Source organism: Bradyrhizobium lupini (genome assembly GCF_040939785.1).
Classification (GTDB): Bacteria; Pseudomonadota; Alphaproteobacteria; order Rhizobiales; family Xanthobacteraceae; genus Bradyrhizobium; species Bradyrhizobium canariense_D.
The window spans coordinates 6,374,078-6,389,611 of the sequence record NZ_CP162553.1 but is presented as its reverse complement, the minus strand read 5'-3'; the positions used below and the strand labels follow the sequence as shown (position 1 = coordinate 6,389,611).

Annotated in this window: 9 protein-coding genes and 4 pseudogenes; 3 read left to right on the top strand and 10 right to left on the bottom strand. The window is 65.8% G+C overall.

The features are described 5' to 3' along the window. Positions 1–41 precede the first annotated feature (41 nt). The 4 genes and pseudogenes from AB3L03_RS30395 to AB3L03_RS30380 all read right to left on the bottom strand — a co-directional run. Positions 42–1,194: pseudogene (locus tag AB3L03_RS30395) on the bottom strand (DegT/DnrJ/EryC1/StrS family aminotransferase). 39 nt (positions 1,195–1,233) lie between these two features. Beyond that, positions 1,234–2,238, bottom strand: a complete 1,005-nt coding sequence (locus tag AB3L03_RS30390) for a Gfo/Idh/MocA family protein (protein WP_026233387.1) — start codon at positions 2,236–2,238, stop codon at positions 1,234–1,236. A 183-nt stretch (positions 2,239–2,421) separates the two neighbouring features. Next, positions 2,422–3,834, bottom strand: a complete 1,413-nt coding sequence (locus AB3L03_RS30385) for a mannose-1-phosphate guanylyltransferase/mannose-6-phosphate isomerase (RefSeq protein ID WP_247456794.1) — start codon at positions 3,832–3,834, stop codon at positions 2,422–2,424. 7 nt (positions 3,835–3,841) lie between these two features. Then, a pseudogene (locus AB3L03_RS30380) lies at positions 3,842–4,096 on the bottom strand (UDP-glucuronate 5-epimerase); the annotation flags it as partial. A 237-nt stretch (positions 4,097–4,333) separates the two neighbouring features. Here AB3L03_RS30380 and AB3L03_RS30375 point away from each other — a divergent pair. Further along, positions 4,334–5,293 carry a lysylphosphatidylglycerol synthase transmembrane domain-containing protein gene (locus AB3L03_RS30375; RefSeq protein ID WP_247819921.1) on the top strand — a complete coding sequence of 320 codons (960 nt, stop codon included), beginning with the start codon at positions 4,334–4,336 and terminating at the stop codon, positions 5,291–5,293. Next, complete coding sequence (locus AB3L03_RS30370) at positions 5,290–6,309, top strand: glycosyltransferase family 4 protein (protein WP_204511779.1); 1,020 nt, start codon at positions 5,290–5,292, stop codon at positions 6,307–6,309. The genes AB3L03_RS30375 and AB3L03_RS30370 overlap by 4 nt, the downstream gene beginning before the upstream one ends. Here the strand turns inward: AB3L03_RS30370 and AB3L03_RS30365 are convergent. The 6 genes and pseudogenes from AB3L03_RS30365 to rfaD all read right to left on the bottom strand — a co-directional run bounded on the left by AB3L03_RS30365 (position 6,297) and on the right by rfaD (position 14,247). After that, positions 6,297–7,244: an NAD-dependent epimerase/dehydratase family protein gene (locus tag AB3L03_RS30365; protein ID WP_247412162.1), complete on the bottom strand. Its 948-nt coding sequence runs from the start codon at positions 7,242–7,244 to the stop codon at positions 6,297–6,299. The genes AB3L03_RS30370 and AB3L03_RS30365 overlap by 13 nt on opposite strands. Beyond that, positions 7,241–8,461 (bottom strand): glycosyltransferase family 4 protein, encoded by a 1,221-nt coding sequence (locus tag AB3L03_RS30360; RefSeq protein WP_368507607.1) that lies wholly within the window; start codon positions 8,459–8,461, stop codon positions 7,241–7,243. The genes AB3L03_RS30365 and AB3L03_RS30360 overlap by 4 nt, the downstream gene beginning before the upstream one ends. A 2-nt stretch (positions 8,462–8,463) precedes the next feature. Next, a complete protein-coding gene (locus tag AB3L03_RS30355; RefSeq protein WP_247541671.1) occupies positions 8,464–10,377 on the bottom strand; it encodes an SDR family NAD(P)-dependent oxidoreductase in 1,914 nt (637 codons plus the stop codon). Between the two features lie 109 nt (positions 10,378–10,486). Then, positions 10,487–11,774 (bottom strand): annotated as a pseudogene (locus AB3L03_RS30350) (O-antigen ligase family protein). Beyond that, a complete protein-coding gene (gene rfaE1 / locus AB3L03_RS30345) occupies positions 11,771–13,255 on the bottom strand; it encodes a D-glycero-beta-D-manno-heptose-7-phosphate kinase (protein WP_354264243.1) in 1,485 nt (494 codons plus the stop codon). Before rfaE1 ends, AB3L03_RS30350 begins: the two are co-directional and overlap by 4 nt. A gap of 11 nt (positions 13,256–13,266) precedes the next feature. Then, the gene (gene rfaD / locus AB3L03_RS30340; RefSeq protein ID WP_368507606.1) at positions 13,267–14,247 is read right to left on the bottom strand and encodes an ADP-glyceromanno-heptose 6-epimerase; all 981 of its coding nucleotides are present in this window, start codon (positions 14,245–14,247) and stop codon (positions 13,267–13,269) included. 173 nt (positions 14,248–14,420) lie between these two features. Here rfaD and waaF point away from each other — a divergent pair. Beyond that, a pseudogene (waaF, locus tag AB3L03_RS30335) lies at positions 14,421–15,490 on the top strand (lipopolysaccharide heptosyltransferase II). Positions 15,491–15,534 lie beyond the last annotated feature (44 nt).

Genomic DNA, 15,534 nt, shown 5'->3' with positions numbered 1-15,534 from the left:
TTCCCTTCTAAAGGAAGAGCTCGCGCAGCAAAACGGGGAAATCAGGCTGAAAGCGCGCCGCGCACGGCCGCGATGATTCGCTCCTGATCGGCTTCGGTCAAATAGGCATGCATCGGCAGGCTGATGACGTCCTGCGACAGGCTCTCGCAGCCCGGCAGGCCGCCCTCGGCGACCGGGTACTGCTTGTAGGCCGTCTGCTGATGCATCGACTTGCCGTAGTAGATCGCCGTCGGCACGCCCTGGGCCTTCAGCGCGGCGGCAAAGCCGTCGCGGTCGGTACCCTCAGGGAGGCGGATCGTGTACTGCGCCCAGACCGACGTATTGCCGCGCGCCACGCGCGGCACCGTGACCACATTGCTGAGACCGCGTGCGTAGCGCTCCGCGACCTTGTTGCGGGCGGCGATCTCGTCGTCGAAGATCTTCAGCTTCTCGATCAGGATCGCGGCCTGCATGGTGTCGAGCCTGCCGGTCAGGCCGAGGCGGACGTTGTCGTATTTGTCGACGCCCTGCCCGTGCACGCGGATGCTGCGCAGCGTCGCCGCGAGCTCATCGTCATCGGTGAAGATCGCGCCGCCGTCACCGAAGCAGCCGAGCGGCTTCGCGGGAAAGAAGCTGGTCGCAGTGGCGAGCCCAAAGGTGCCGAGCTTGCGGCCCTTGTAGCTCGCGCCAAAACCCTGCGCAGCGTCATCGAGCACGAACAGGCCTTCGGCCTTGGCGATCTCCGCGATGGCGTCGTGATCGGCCGGCTGGCCGAACAAATCGACCAGGAATCACCGCGACCGGCTTGAGGCCGGCCTTGCGGGCGGTCGCGATGCCGCGCTTGAGCGATTCCGGGCTCATGTTGAAGGTGGTCTCGTCGACGTCGACATAAACCGGCGTCGCGCCGGTCCGGGCCACGGGCGAAGCCGTCGCGATGAAGGTGAAGGACGGACACAGCACGGCGTCGCCCGGCCCGACATTCTTCGCCATCATCACCATCAGGATCGCATCGGTGCCGCTGGCGCAGCCGATGACGTGCTTGGCGCCGCAATAGGCCGCAAGCTGCTTCTCGAGCTCGGCGACTTCAGGGCCGTTGACGAACTGACAATGATCGAGAACGCGCTTCACGGCGGCATCGAGCGAGTCGCCGAGCCGGCGGCGCTGCGAGGCGACGTCGATGAAGGGAATGGGTTCGGAACGCAGATGCTGGTTCATGGCGCCTTGCGGGTTTTGATCGGTCAACATGGAATGGGATCAGCCGGCGACGCGGCGCGGGCCCTTGAGGGCGGACGACTTGGCGGCCGGCCGCGACGGCGTTTCCAGGCACTGCGTCGCGATCTCAAGGCTGGCGACGCCTTCGTCACCGGTGACCGCCGGCGTCTCGCCGTTGCGCACGGCCTTGAGGAACGCGATCAGTTCGGCGCGGAGCGGCTCGTCATGGCCGACCGGAAGATGCCGCATCGAATAGCTGCCGTCAGGCTTGAAGCCGAAACATTCAGTGACCTGGCGCGTCAGGAGATCGCCCATCACGTATTTGCCGCGGGTCGCGACCGTGACGCTGCGCGCCTTGAACGGCGTCAGCCAGTTGGTGTTGATGTGGGCGAGCACGCCGTTGGCGGTGCGGAACTGCAAGAGCGCGATGTCCTCACGCTCGGCGACCGCACTCGACAATTGCGGCTGCACCTCGACGATGTCGGATTCGGTGAACCAGCGGATCAGATCGATGTCGTGCACGGCAAGATCGATGACGACGCCGACATTGGACATGCGCGGCGGGAATGGGCCGACGCGCGTGATCGCGATCGACAGAATATCCTCGCCCGCGATCGCCTGCTTGACGGCGGCAACGGCCGGATTGAAGCGCTCGACATGGCCGACCATCAGCGTAACGCCGGCCTTTTGCGCAGCCGTGACGATCTCGCGGCCTTCCGCGACCGTGGACGCAATCGGCTTCTCGACCATCACGTGGATGTTCTTGGCGATGCAGGCGAGCGAGACCTCGTGATGCAGATGAGTCGGCGCCGCAATGGTGACGGCATCGACCCCTTCGGCCAAGAGCTGGTCGAGCGTCTCGAAGCTCGCGCAATTGGCAAGCTCCATCGCCCGCGTGCGATGTGCCGGCGAAGGATCGACGACGCCGACGAGGCTGACACCGGGAAGACCCGCGAGCACGCGCGCGTGGTTGCTGCCCATCACGCCGGCGCCAATGACGCCGACGCGCAAGCCGGCCTTTGCCGGTGCAGATCCTGTGGAACTCATTTGAGCAAACCCCGATTCAACGCAATCCCCGGGGCGCTTCTAGCACGGACGCCACATTTGTGGCGAATGCGGAGCTAGCGGTCCGGACACGATTTGATTCAAAAAGTTACACGTTTCGCGGGCCTTAAGCCTCTGGAAGAGACCACTCTTTTGGCCCGGGTCGCGTGATTCGGAGTGTGCTGGTTACGACCTTTGATAGTCGTCTTCAATCCGGATGATGTCGTCTTCCCCGAGATAGCTTCCCGTCTGGACCTCGATCAGCTCCAGCATGATTTTACCGGGGTTCTCCATCCGGTGCACCGCGCCCATCGGGATGTAGATCGACTCGTTCTCGTGCACGCTTTTGACGGTCTCGTTGACGGTGACGCGGGCGGTGCCGCGGACCACGATCCAGTGCTCGGCGCGATGATGGTGCTTCTGCAGCGACAGACGTCCGCCCGGCTTCACCACGATGCGCTTGACCTGGTGGCGCTCGCCATTGTCGACCGACTGGTAGCTCCCCCAGGGCCGATGCACCTTGAGGTGCTCCTCGGTGACCTTCGGCGCGACCGCCTTGAGTTTTGTGACCAGCCGCTTCAGCCCGTTGGCATCCTTCTGACGCGAGACCAGCACTGCGTCCGCGGTCGCCACCACGATGAGATCGTCGACACCTTCGAGCGCGACCAGCGCAGAGTCGGTGGTGACGTTGCAGTTGCGGGAATCCTCGAACACCGCACTGCCATGCGAAGCATTGCCTTGCGCGTCCTTGTCCGACAATTCCCACACCGCGTGCCAGGAGCCGACGTCGGACCAGCCGCACGACACCGGCACGACCGCTGCGCGCGCGGTCTTCTCCATCACCGCATAGTCGATCGAGATCGCCTTGGCCGCGCCGAACGCCTCGGGCTCCAGCGTCACGAAGCCGAGATCGCGACCGGCATTGGTCACGGCATTGGAGATGGTCTCCACGCTCGCCGCATCGACCTTGCGGTATTCGTCGAGCAGGACGCTGGCCGGAAACATGAAATTGCCGCTGTTCCAGAGATAGCCGGAATTGAGGTAGTCGGCCGCCTTCACCGCATCCGGCTTCTCGACGAAGCGCGCGACCGCGTGCACCTCACCGGAGATGACCTCGCCCGGGCTGATATAGCCGTATTCGGTCGCCGGCCGCTCCGGCTTGACGCCGAACGTGACGATGCGCCCGGCGCTCGCGGCGGTGAGGCCCTGGCGGCACGCCGCGACGAACGCGGCATTGTCCTGCACCACGTGGTCGGCGGCGAGCGCGAGCACGATCGCCTCACTGGCGCGGTTCTGCGCAAACACCGCGCCGGCGGCGATCGCAGGACCGGAATCGCGCCGCATCGGCTCGAGGATCACGTCAGCCTCGATGCCGATTTCGGCGAGCTGCTCCAGCACCATGAAGCGATAGGAGGCATTGGTGATGACGATCGGGCGATCGAACAGCGAGGCCTCGGAGACGCGGAGCAGCGTGTCCTGGAAGGTCGAGCGCGTGCCGAACAGCGGCAGGAACTGCTTGGGGCGCACCTCGCGCGAAGCCGGCCACAGCCGCGTTCCGGCACCGCCGCACATGATCAGGGGGATAATGCGTTTGTCCATCGTCATTTCAAACCTTGAGGTCGTTCCGATACCAGGTGACAAAATTACGAATTCCGTGCGCGATCGGCGTTGACGGTGCAAAGCCGGTATCGCGCATCAGATCCTCGACATCCGCGAACGTTTCCAAAAGGTCTCTCGGCGGCAATTCTTTGATCGCCGTCCGACCCAGCTCCGGCTCCAGAACTCCGACGACGTGCATCAGCTCTTCCGGGCGGTGGTTGCCGACATTGTAGACCTTAGACGGCGCATTTGCGGCAGCCGGACGAACTGCGGTGATCCCTCATCCTGTTCCCAAGGACCGCTTCGCCCGATCCGTCGCTCGATCTTTCGCCCGCGGCGCCTCTTTAGCCTCCGCATCGACGGGGCCGCAATAGCCGGCCGCCCTGCATGCGGGCTCCTGATCACCGCTATTGCAAGATCGGCGCCAAAACCATACCAAAGCGGCCGAATTCGGCGCCTTGCGTCGGGTTGCTTCAAAACCCTTGTTCATGCGGGCGAAATGCGCCGAATCCTGCTGTCGACGGCCAAGATCCTGATTTCCGGAGCGCTGCTATACCTGGCGCTGCGCAAGGTCGATCTGTCCGAACTGTTTTCGCGCTTCACCGTGACCAGCCTGTTCTGGATCGGCTTGGCGATCGCCGTCACGTTCCTGCAAATCTTCGTCGGCGTGTTGCGTTGGCGCGAGATCAGCGCCGCATGCGGTGCCCCGCTCGAGCTCGGCCGGGCCATGCGTTACAACGTAATCGGATCGTTCTTCAACCAGACCCTGCCCTCGGCGATCGGCGGCGATGCGGTCCGGCTGTGGCTCGTCGCGCGCGCCGGCGCCGGCTGGCGCGCTGCGACCTACTCGATCTTCGTCGACCGTGCGATCGGTTTGATCGCGCTCGCGATCATGATCGTCGCGAGCCTGCCCTGGAGCTACGGCCTCATCGCTGATCCGCACGGGCGCTCGGCGCTGCTGCTCGTCGACCTCGCGGCGCTCGCGGGTGGCCTCGGCTTCCTGGTCTTCGGCGCGCTGAAATGGCACTGGCTGAAAACCTGGTGGGCCACGCATCACATCCACGCCTGTGCCGTGATCGCCAACCGCGTGATCTTCAGCCGCTCGCGCGGACCGGCCGTCGTGATCCTGTCGCTCGCCGTGCATGTGCTGGCCGTCGTGGTCGCCTGGTGCGTCGTGCAGTCGATCGCCGCGCCGGTCGGATTCAGCGACGTCTTTATGCTGGTGCCACCGGTGATGCTGATCACGATGATGCCGATCTCGATCGCCGGCTGGGGCGTGCGGGAAGCCACCATGGGCCTCGCGTTCGGCTTCGCGGGGCTGGCCGCAAACGAGGGCGTCAACGTCTCGCTGCTGTTCGGCGCCGTGTACTTCATCGTCGGCGCGATCGGCGGTCTGGTCTGGATCCTCAGCGCCGAGAAAGCCGCGCAGGGATCGGCGCCGCTCGGAGTGCCGGAGTGAGCGCGGCCATCGATGCGCTCGGCGCCGTCCCCTCGCTGCTTGCCGTTGCGATTGCCGCGCTGGTGTCGGGCGTCATCACCTGGACCAGCCGCCCCCTGCTCCAGCGTTACGCATTGGCGCGGCCCAACGCGCGGTCCTCTCATCGCATCCCGACCCCGCAGGGTGCGGGCATTGCCGTGATATCAGCGACGCTGCTGGTCGCATCAGCCTGGGCAGTCTGGGCGAACGTCGCGATTCCGCCGGCGCTGATCGCTGCGACAGTCTTGATCGCCGTGGTCGGATTTGCCGACGACATCAAGTCGCTGCCGGTGCTGGTACGGCTCGTGCTGCAGGCCGCAGCCGTCGGCGCCGTCGTGTTCACCACGCCCGAGACCGCGCGCATCGTGCCGGCGCTGCCGCTCGCCCTGGAGCGCGGACTGATCCTGCTGGCGGGCGTGTGGTTCGTGAACCTCGTCAACTTCATGGACGGGCTCGACCTGATGACGGTGGCGGAAGTGGTGCCGGTCACCGCGGCGCTGCTGCTGCTGGGACTGCTCGGCGATCTGTCGTGGCCGGCCGCGCTGATCGCCGCGGCGCTGTGCGGCGCCATGCTCGGCTTTGCGCCGTTCAACAAGCCGGTCGCAAAAGTCTTCCTGGGCGATGTTGGCAGCCTGCCGATCGGCCTTTTGCTCGGCTGGTGCCTGCTCGAGCTCGCTTGGCGCGGGCAGCCCGCCGCGGCGCTGTTGCTGCCGGCCTATTACCTCGTGGATTCCACCATCACACTGTTCCGGCGCATCGCCAGGCGCGAGCAGTTCTGGTCGGCGCATCGCTCGCATTTCTACCAGCGCGCCACCGACCACGGCTTCACGGTCTCCCGCGTGATCGGCGAGGTGTTCGCGCTCAATCTCGTGCTCGCGGGGCTTGCCATCGCCACCGCTCGCGCCGGCTCGGTGACGATCACGTTGATCGCGCTGCTGGCGGGCGCTATCGCGATCGGCGTTGTGCTGCGGCGGTTCTCCCGTCCTCAGGCGTCCTGAGCCGCCAGCGCCAGCCGCAGCCCCTCGTCGAGAGACACCGGCGGCTGCCACCCGGTCGCAATCGCCTTGGACAGGTTGAGCTCGAGCGAGCCGATCAAGCTGTCATGCGTTTCTTGCCGGCGCATCACGATGAGAAGCTTGCTGAGCAGGTCCGGCGGCATGGCGAACAGCCGGGGGTTCTTGCCGGACGCGTTGGCCACGCGCTTGATGAAGTCAGGCGTCGAGACCTGTTCCCTATCAGCCACCAGGAAAACCTCGAAATTGCTGGCGGGGTCAGGATGGGCGAGCCGGCGCAGGATGAACGACGACAGGTTCTGTACGGCAAGGAAGGCGCGGTGATTGCGGATCGCGGCAAAGGGCAGCGGCAGCCCGAGGTTCACGGCGCGCGTAAGCAGCGCGAAATTGCCCTTGGCGCCCGCACCATAGACCAGCGGCGGCCTGATCACCGAGACCTTCATGGCGCTGTCGCGCGCCAGCGTCTTCAAGCCCGCTTCGGCCGCGGCCTTGGACATGCCGTAGAGACCGCGCGGCGTCAGGACATCGTCCTCGCTGAACGGCGCGCGGCCCTCATTGCTGCGACCGTGCACGAGAACGGTGCTGATGAAGATGAACTGGCGCACGCCGGCCGTCGCCGCGCTGCGCGCCAGCTGCAGCGTGCCGGCAATGTTGACGTTGCGGTAGAGCTGGACCGCATGCTCTTCGTGCTTGTGATGCACCCGCGCAGCGAGATGAACGACGGCGTCGACGCCTTGAAGCGCGGCCTGCCAGTCGGTTTCGGGGCCGATCGTTTCGATCACGACCTCGTCGTCCACACCTTCCGGCCTGCGCACCGCGCGGCGGATCGACCAGCCCTCGCGCGCCAGCGCGGGCACGACATGACGGCCGACGAAACCGCTCGCACCCGTCACCAGCACGACTGGCTTGCGCTCGTTCATCGTTGCTCCGGCAGTTCGGGGTTGCGCAACAATTCGTCGACCAGGGCGGCATAGGCGTTCATCGCGGTGACGCGATCGAACTTCGCCGCCGCCTTCACCGCGCGCTCCGCAAAGGCGACACCGTCGGAGCAAGACGCCGCGCGGATCGCCTCGGCCAGCTGATCGGCATGGCCTGGCGTCACGACCCAGCCCAGCCCGTTCTCCACCACCGTCAACGCGGCCTCGGCCTCGGGTTCGGAGACCAGCACCACGGGACGACCGACCGCCAGCAGATTGTAGAACCGGCTCGGCACCGACACCCCCGCAACGTCCTTCCGGTACGGAATGATCCAGAGATTGGCAGCCGCCAGGAATGGTTCGAGCTCGGCATCCTCGACCCGCCCCACGAAGGAGACATTGGGCAAGTTCGCTTCAGCCTGCAACTGCTTCAACCGCTCGAAGCCGATGCCCCAGCCGGAGAGCAGGAAATGGATGTCAGGCTCGGCCCTCAAAAGGCGCGCCGCCTCGAACACGATCTCCGGATCATGGGTGAAGCCGAGATTGCCCGACAGGCCGACAACGAAACCCGCCGAGAGCGCTTTGCGGAACGGATTATCCGCTGTCACCGGCCGGGGTGCGGCCACGAGCGTCGCCCAGTTCGGGATGAAGCGGATCTTGTTCCGCGTCATGCCGGAATAGCTCAGCAGCGGCCGTTCCGCATCGCGGCCGATGGTGATGACGGCATTGAGCGCGCGGAACATCAGGCCGTTGGCGGCGCGCATCGTCATAGCCAAGATCGAACCGGGCTTCAGCAGGCCCGCCATCACCAGCACGTCGGGAAAGAGGTCGTGCATGATCAGCGCCGAGCGCGCGCCCTTCAGCCTCGCCGCCGCCGCGACCGCGTAAGGCAGCATGAACGGTGCGGTGACGGTGAGCACGACGTCACCTCGCCGCAGCTCCCGTGTCAGCGCCAGGAACGTGCGCGCCGCGAACAGCAGCTCGGAGGCGCCGCGCCGCACCAGCGCCGCCTTGTCCGCCATCCGGTTCTTGACGGCGACGATGCGCGGCTTGCCCGGGCCGGTCTGCGAGTCCGGCAACGCGCCCGGTGAGCCCGACAACACCACGACCTCGTGATCCCCGGCGATGCGGCAGGCGATCTCGGCCATGATCGCTGCCGTCGTGCTCGGATCAGGCGGGTAGTGCTGGCTCGCCACGACGATCTTGCCTCGAGGCTGCATGATCAGGCCGCGGTCGACCCGAATTCCGGAATCGCGTCCTTCAGGATGGTCCTGATGGTGGCCCGATCGTCGCGCGCGATCGCCTGCTCCAGCGCCGCAATCCATTTGCGCAGCGTCTGCATCGGCGGCTCGTTCGGCTGCGCGGCCATGATGCCGGCGACGCCGATCTCGCGGGTCGGCTCCTCGGAGGCGAACAGGATTTCGTGCAGGCGTTCGCCGGGCCGCATGCCCGTGAACACGATTTCGATGTCGTAGCCGGGTTGCAGGCCCGAGAGACGGATCATGCGCTCGGCGAGATCGACGATCTTCACCGGCTGGCCCATGTTGAGCACGTAGACGGACACGTCCGAGCGCTGCGTTCCGAGCGCATGCGTTGCCGCCGTGATGACGAGATCGCAGGCCTCGCGGATGGTCATGAAGTAGCGGACCATGTCGGGGTGCGTGACCGTCACGGGACCGCCGGCATCGATCTGGGCCTTGAACTTCGGCACCACCGAGCCGTTCGACGCGAGTACGTTACCGAACCGGACCGAGATCAGCCGCATCGACCGCCTGGCGCCGCCGTGACCCGCCGCAAGATCATGGTCGAGCGCCTGGCAATACATCTCGGCGAAGCGCTTGGTCAGGCCGAGCATCGACACCGGCTCGATCGCCTTGTCGGTCGAGATCATCACCATGGCTTCGGCGCCGGCGCTGTGCGCGGCATCGGCAACGTTGATCGAGCCGAAGATGTTGGTCTTGACGCCCTCGCTCCAGTCGCGCTCGAGGATCGGCACGTGCTTGAGCGCGGCGGCATGGAACACGATGTCCGGCTTGAACTCGGCCATCAGGCGCATGATGCGCTCACGGTCGCGGATGTCGGCGATCCGCCCTTCGATCGAAGCAGCAGTGCCGAGCGCCGCGAGCGTCTCCGTGATCGCATAGAGCGCCGGCTCGGAATTTTCCACGATCAGAAGGCGCGCGGCGCCGAACGCGACGACACGCTCGCAGATCTCGGAACCGATCGAGCCGCCTCCACCGGTGACGATCACCGCCTTGCCCTCGATCAGGGCCTCGAGCCGCGCATAGTCGATCTTTTCGCTCGGCCGCAGCAGCAGGTCCTCGACGGCGACGGCCGTGAGCCGTGGGGTATCGCCGCTCTCGAGCGAGGGCATGCGGCTCACGATCACGCCGAGCTTGCGCGCCCGCATCAGGATCGATTCGGGATGGGCCTCCGGCTCGAATGCCGTTGGCGTCATCACGACGCGCGCGATCCCCTTGCCGCGCTTGGTGAAGTCGGCGATGACATCCTCGATGTCGTCGACGCCGCCCAGAACCGGGACGTTGCGGATGAACTGGCCGCGATCGGAACTCGACGGCGACAGCACGCCGACCGGCCAGATGCGCTTGATCGCCCCGCTCTCGATTCCGCGCAACAGCACCTCGGCATCCGCGGCGCGGCCGATCAGCAGCGTCGGCGCGGCATCTCCGGTGCGGGCGTGACGCCGAACCCGCGTATAGCGGAAATAGCGGTAGGCCATGCGCAACGCGCTGAGGAAGGAGATCTCGAGGAACCAATAGAGGACGATGGTCACCTTGCCGAGGAAGAAGGCACCACGGACGTTTGGGGCGACGAAGATGTAGTCGAGCGCCAGGAGCGCAACCGTCAGCACGGTCGCGACGCGGATGATGTTCAGCGCGTCGGGCAGCGAGATGAAGCGCCATTTCGTCGTGGTCAAGTTGAAGACGAAGAACACGACCACGCTGAAGGCGAGAAAATAGGGCAGGATCTGAATTAGCAGCGGCAGGCGGTCGAAGAAGCCGTCGCCGCCCTCGAAGCGCAGATAGAAGGCGGCGAACAGCGCCGCCGTGGTCGCCAGCAGGTCGTGGAGCGCGATCATGAAATTGCGCAAGGTGAGATGCGAAAGACGCGTCATCCGCTGACCGAAAATCCAGTTAGATGCAACCTGATCGCGCTGATAACCCATCTCGGCCGGACATGCCAGTCAAGGCTTGTCAGTCAAGGTTTGCCATCCGGCCGGCCGTTCAGGAACCTGCTTCCGCCGCTTTCGCCCCGGCCTGCTGGGCCCGGATCACCATGCCGCCGGCAACGCCGACACCGATGACGTACATCCAGCCCTCGTGGAAGTCGAACAGATGGGAGTTGAACAGCGAGGTGAAGACGTTCTGGACCACGACCAGGAGGCCGACCCAGTTTGCGAGCCCGTCGCCGCGAAACAACAGCAGATGCAGGATCCAGATGGCGTAGAGAACGGCGACCCCGATGATGCCCCATTGCACGGCCACGTTCAGCGTCTGGTTATGCGGGTTGCCGATCACCTCGGCGGACGCCTGATACTGAGCATCCCCCGGCGTCGCGGCACGTTCGAACAATCCGCGCGTCGAGCCCGTGCCGTGCCCCTTGACCGGCGCCTCCGCGAAGAAGCCGAGGGATTTTCGCCAGAATTCGAGCCGCAAGCCGGCCGAGGTCGGCGCGCCTTTTTCGACATAGCGCGTGTAGTCGCTGGCAAAGCTGTCGGCGGTCTTGCGCAATTGCGGCGAGGCCTGCCAGGCGAGAACCGCGCCCGCGAGCAGGGCGGCGGAGATGATCGCGATGCTGCGCCATCTCAGATGAAGCAACGCAAACACACCGAACAGGATCGGAATGGTGAGCAGCGCGGTGCGCGATACCACCACGAACACCATGTTGACGAAGAAGGCGAGCGCAAGCGCCGTGAGCAGCGCGGCGATCCAGTAGCGCTTCTGGCGCAGCAACTGCACGATCGGATAGGCGAGCGCGACGGCGCAGAGCGTGAACTCCTGGCTCTGGTCGATGTAGTTCTTGACGAAGATGCCGCGCTCGACGCGGTCGGATTTGAGCGCGAGGTCTGGGTAGAAGGCGACGAGCCAGGACATCACCGACAACAGTGCGCAGGACATTAGGAAGGCGACAAACACCCAATGTCCGCGCGGCGAGCGCGCAAATGATAGAACAGGACCGGCAGCACCAGCAGCTTGACGGTCGGATTGACCGCGTAGAAGCGCGCCCCCAGGCCGCGTCCGACCACAGCGTCCCGACCAGCGCGAGCAGGACCAGCGCAATCGGCGCCGCACAGATCGGACGCTTGAGCGATTGCAGGAACTCACGGACGTCGAGGAACGGCACCATGCAGAGCAGCATCAGGACATTGAATATCGCCGCAAGCGACGTCGACCATGGCAGCGAGGCCGCAGTCAGGATCGCAAACAGATCGACCGTCTCGGACCAGGCCGCCGGACTGCGCAGACGCCGCCACAGCACCTGGCCGGTCGTCGCCCCGGCGAGCGTCGTCACTTGCCCTCGCCCCGCGCGCGATGAACCAGCGCCGTCGTGCTGAAGCCCTGGAGAATGTCGACCAGCACCACGGTCCCGCCCGCGGCCTCGACGACCTCATGGCCGACCACCTGCTCGCGGGTGTAATCACCCCCTTTGATCAGCGCGCTCGGCTTGATGCGGGTGATCAGGTCGATCGGCGTATCCTCATCGAAAATAACGACCAGATCGACGGCTTCGAGCGCCGCCAGCACTTCCGCACGCGCTCGCTCGTCCTGAACGGGGCGGTCGGCGCCCTTCAGCCGCCGTACCGAGGCGTCGCTGTTCAGCCCCACGATCAGGCGGTCGCAGGCGGAGCGCGCCGCTGTCAGCACCTTGACGTGGCCGGGATGCAGGATGTCGAAGCAGCCATTGGTGAAGCCGACGCGCTGGCCTTGCTTCTTCCATTCCGCGAGCTGCGCGTCGAGCGCGCCGGGCTCGAGCACGATCTTCTCCTCGGCCGCGAGATAGGCATGCGGCAAGATCTTTCGCTTCAGCTCGGCCGCACTCACGCTGGCGGTGCCCTGCTTGCCGACGGCGACGGCGGCCGCGGCACTGGCCATGCGAAGCGCCGTGTCCCAGTCCGCGCCCGTGGCGAGCGAGACCGCGAGCGCCGCGGCAACGGTGTCGCCGGCGCCGGAGACGTCGCGCACCTTGACCGGAAACGCCGGAACGTGAACGGCCTCGCCGTTGCGCGGCACCAGCGTCATGCCGTGCTCGCCTTGGGTGACGAGGATCGCTTCGCAATCGGCGAGCCGCATCACGTCCTCGCTGGCATCGACGATGCTCTGCGGCGTGTCGGCGCGGCTTCGGGTCGCTTCCGAAAATTCCTTGCGATTGGGCGTGAGCAGCGTCGCGCCGCGATAGATCGCCCAGTTCAGGCTTTTGGGATCGACGATCACGGGCTTACCGAGTTTTCGCGCGGCGTCGATGGTGTGGCGGATGACGCGGGCGGTCAGCACGCCCTTGGCGTAGTCGGACAGCAGCACGATGTCGGCGCGCGCGATCTGCGGCAGGATCGCTTCGATCAGCTTGGTCTCGATCGTATCGGAAGCAGGCTGTGCCTGCTCCCAATCCGCACGCAGCATGTGCGTGGAAAAATGCTCGGAGACGAAACGCACTTTTCGCGTGGTCGGACGCGAGGGATCGCACACCAGCACGCTTTCGATGGCGCCCTGCTCCGCAAGCGTCGAGGCGAGCTGCCTGCCCGCCTCGTCCTCGCCGACGAGGCCGACGAAGATGCAGCGCGCGCCGAGCGCGGCGACGTTGCGCGCGACATTGCCGGCGCCGCCGATATGGATCTCGCTGCGCTGGGCCGCGATGACAGGCGCCGGCGCCTCCGGCGATATCCGCGACACCTCGCCATAGACGAACTCGTCCAGCATGATGTCGCCGATGCACAGCACCGTGCAGCCTGAGATGGCTTGCGCGAGGGCATCGAAATCGAGAATGGGCGTCGGCATGGTGATGGACCTCAGCGGAAGCGGTCGGGCCGGTCGAGATAATCCCCGACATAGGCCTTCACCGCGTCCTCGAGCGTCGTGAAACCGCCATTGTAGCCGGCGCGGTGGAGGCGATCGACCTCGCTCTGGGTGAAGTACTGGTAGCTGCCGCGGATCTGCTCGGGCATGTCGACGTATTCGATGTTGGGGCCGGCGCCGAGCGCGGCATAGGCCGCCAACATCAGGTCCCTGAAGCTGCGTGCCTTGCCGGTGCCGACATTGAACAGCCCGGACACCGAGGGCGTTGCCAGCAGCCACATGATCACGCGCACGACGTCGTCGACATAGATGAAATCGCGGCGCTGATCGCCGTCGGCGATGCCCTCGCGATGCGACTTGAACAATTGCACGACGCGGCCCGCTTTGACGTCGTCGAAGCGGCGCGCCAGAACGCTCATCATCGAGCCCTTGTGGTATTCGTTGGGGCCGAACACGTTGAAGAATTTCAGTCCGGCCCATTGCGGCGGCAGCTTCTCGCCGTTCGCGGCGCGCTTGGCGACGGCGAGATCGAACAGGTGCTTGCTCCAGCCGTAGAGGTTCATCGGCCGCAGTTTTTTCAGTGCAGACACAGAGCTGTCGTCGTCAAATCCTGCCTCGCCGTCGCCATAGGTCGCCGCCGAGGAGGCGTAGATCAACGGCACCGCATTCGCCGTGCACCAGTCCAGGAGGCGCATCGACAGGCGGAAATTGGTCTCGAACACCAGGTCGCCGTCGGTCGCGGTGGTCGCGGAAATCGCCCCGAGGTGGATCACGGCATCGAGCTTGCGGCCCTGCAGCCAGTCCGGCAGCTCAGCTGGCGGCACGATATCCAAAAGCTGCCGCTTGGTGAGGTTGCGCCATTTGCCCTCGTTGCCAAGGAAATCGCAGACGACCACGTCGCTGCGGCCGGCCTCGTTCAGCGCGGCGACGACATTCGATCCGATAAAACCGGCCCCGCCGGTCACCAGCAACATTTCCAACTTCCCTGCCAGATTCCGCCTGCCCGAAGTTTTGCGGCCCGGTTCTGCCCTAGCGCATGATCCGCCAAAGTGTAAGCGGTTTTGGGATTGCCACTCAGCCGGCTTTACCTGCCGGCCCGGAGCGGCTAACCGAACCGCCACATCAGCGCACCCCGGCCCTTTAACGAATGAACCAAGATCTGCAATTTAATGGGGAGGCAGATGGGGGCGACACGCGCCCGATCCTGATCGTCCCCTACATGTGGATCGGCGATTTCGTCCGGAATCACACCGTCGTGCGGGTCCTGAATGAGCGCTGGCCGAACCGGCCGGTCGATCTGCTCACGACCTCCCTATGCGCGCCCCTGGTCGATTACATGCCGGGCGTGCGCGAAGCGATCGTCTGGGACCTGCCGCGCGGGCGACTCGCGGTGGGCCGCCAGCTCGGCTTGGCGAAGCTCCTGCGCGAGCGGAACTACGGCACCGCCCTGGTGCTGCCCCGGACCTGGAAGGCCGCCATTGCGCCCGCTTTGGCCGGCATTCCGGAAAGGGTCGGCTTCGTCGGCGAGTTCCGGTTCGGCCTGCTCAATCGCTGGCGTTGGGGCGAAAAGAAGCTGCCCCGCTTCATCGACAAGAACGCCGCCCTCGCCCAGCCCGATGGCGCCCCGCTGCCGGCGGAATGGCCGGTGCCGCAGTTGCGGGTTCCGACCGGGGACATCCTCCGCTGGCGGCAGGCCAATGGCCTCAGCGCCGGCGCCGCGGTGGCCCTAGCCCCCGGCTCGGTCGGCGTCTCAAAACGTTGGACCTACTATCCCGAGGCCGCCCGCTTGCTGGCCGAGCGCGGCCTTGAGGTCTGGGTTGTCGGCGGCCCCGGGGAAAAGGGCCTGGCCCAGGAGATCGTCGCGGCCGGCGGCCCGGGGGTCCGGGACCTCACCGGCAATGATCTGCGCAACGGCGTGCTGGCCATGGCTGCAGCCGGCGTCGCGATCTCCAACGATTCCGGCCTGATGCACATCGCAGCCGCCCTGGGCACGCCGACCATGGGCATCTTCGGGCCGACCAGCCCCTATCTCTGGGCCCCCTCAACGGCCTCGCCGCGACCGTGGTGCAGGACAAGAGCGTGCTCTCCTGCCAACCCTGCCAGAGCACGACCTGCAAGATGAACGACCACCGCTGCATGCGAGATATCGCAGCGAGCGAGGTGGTGGAGATTGCGCAGCGGGTGCTGGGTGAGGTGGAGACAAGGGCTTCGACGTGAAGGCCGTCGAGGCTACGCCGATGATGACATTATGCCGGTGTTTT

What these genes read in the sequence shown, in the direction of transcription:
- AB3L03_RS30385 (WP_247456794.1), bottom strand. Translation starts at nt 3,834, where the DNA reads ATGGACAAACGCATTATCCCCCTGATCATGTGCGGCGGTGCCGGAACG.
- rfaD (WP_368507606.1), bottom strand. Translation starts at nt 14,247, where the DNA reads ATGTTGCTGGTGACCGGCGGGGCCGGTTTTATCGGATCGAATGTCGTC.
- AB3L03_RS30360 (WP_368507607.1), bottom strand. Translation starts at nt 8,461, where the DNA reads ATGCAGCCTCGAGGCAAGATCGTCGTGGCGAGCCAGCACTACCCGCCT.
- rfaE1 (WP_354264243.1), bottom strand. Translation starts at nt 13,255, where the DNA reads ATGCCGACGCCCATTCTCGATTTCGATGCCCTCGCGCAAGCCATCTCA.
- AB3L03_RS30390 (WP_026233387.1), bottom strand. Translation starts at nt 2,238, where the DNA reads ATGAGTTCCACAGGATCTGCACCGGCAAAGGCCGGCTTGCGCGTCGGC.
- AB3L03_RS30355 (WP_247541671.1), bottom strand. Translation starts at nt 10,377, where the DNA reads ATGACGCGTCTTTCGCATCTCACCTTGCGCAATTTCATGATCGCGCTC.
- AB3L03_RS30365 (WP_247412162.1), bottom strand. Translation starts at nt 7,244, where the DNA reads ATGAACGAGCGCAAGCCAGTCGTGCTGGTGACGGGTGCGAGCGGTTTC.
- AB3L03_RS30375 (WP_247819921.1), top strand. Translation starts at nt 4,334, where the DNA reads ATGCGCCGAATCCTGCTGTCGACGGCCAAGATCCTGATTTCCGGAGCG.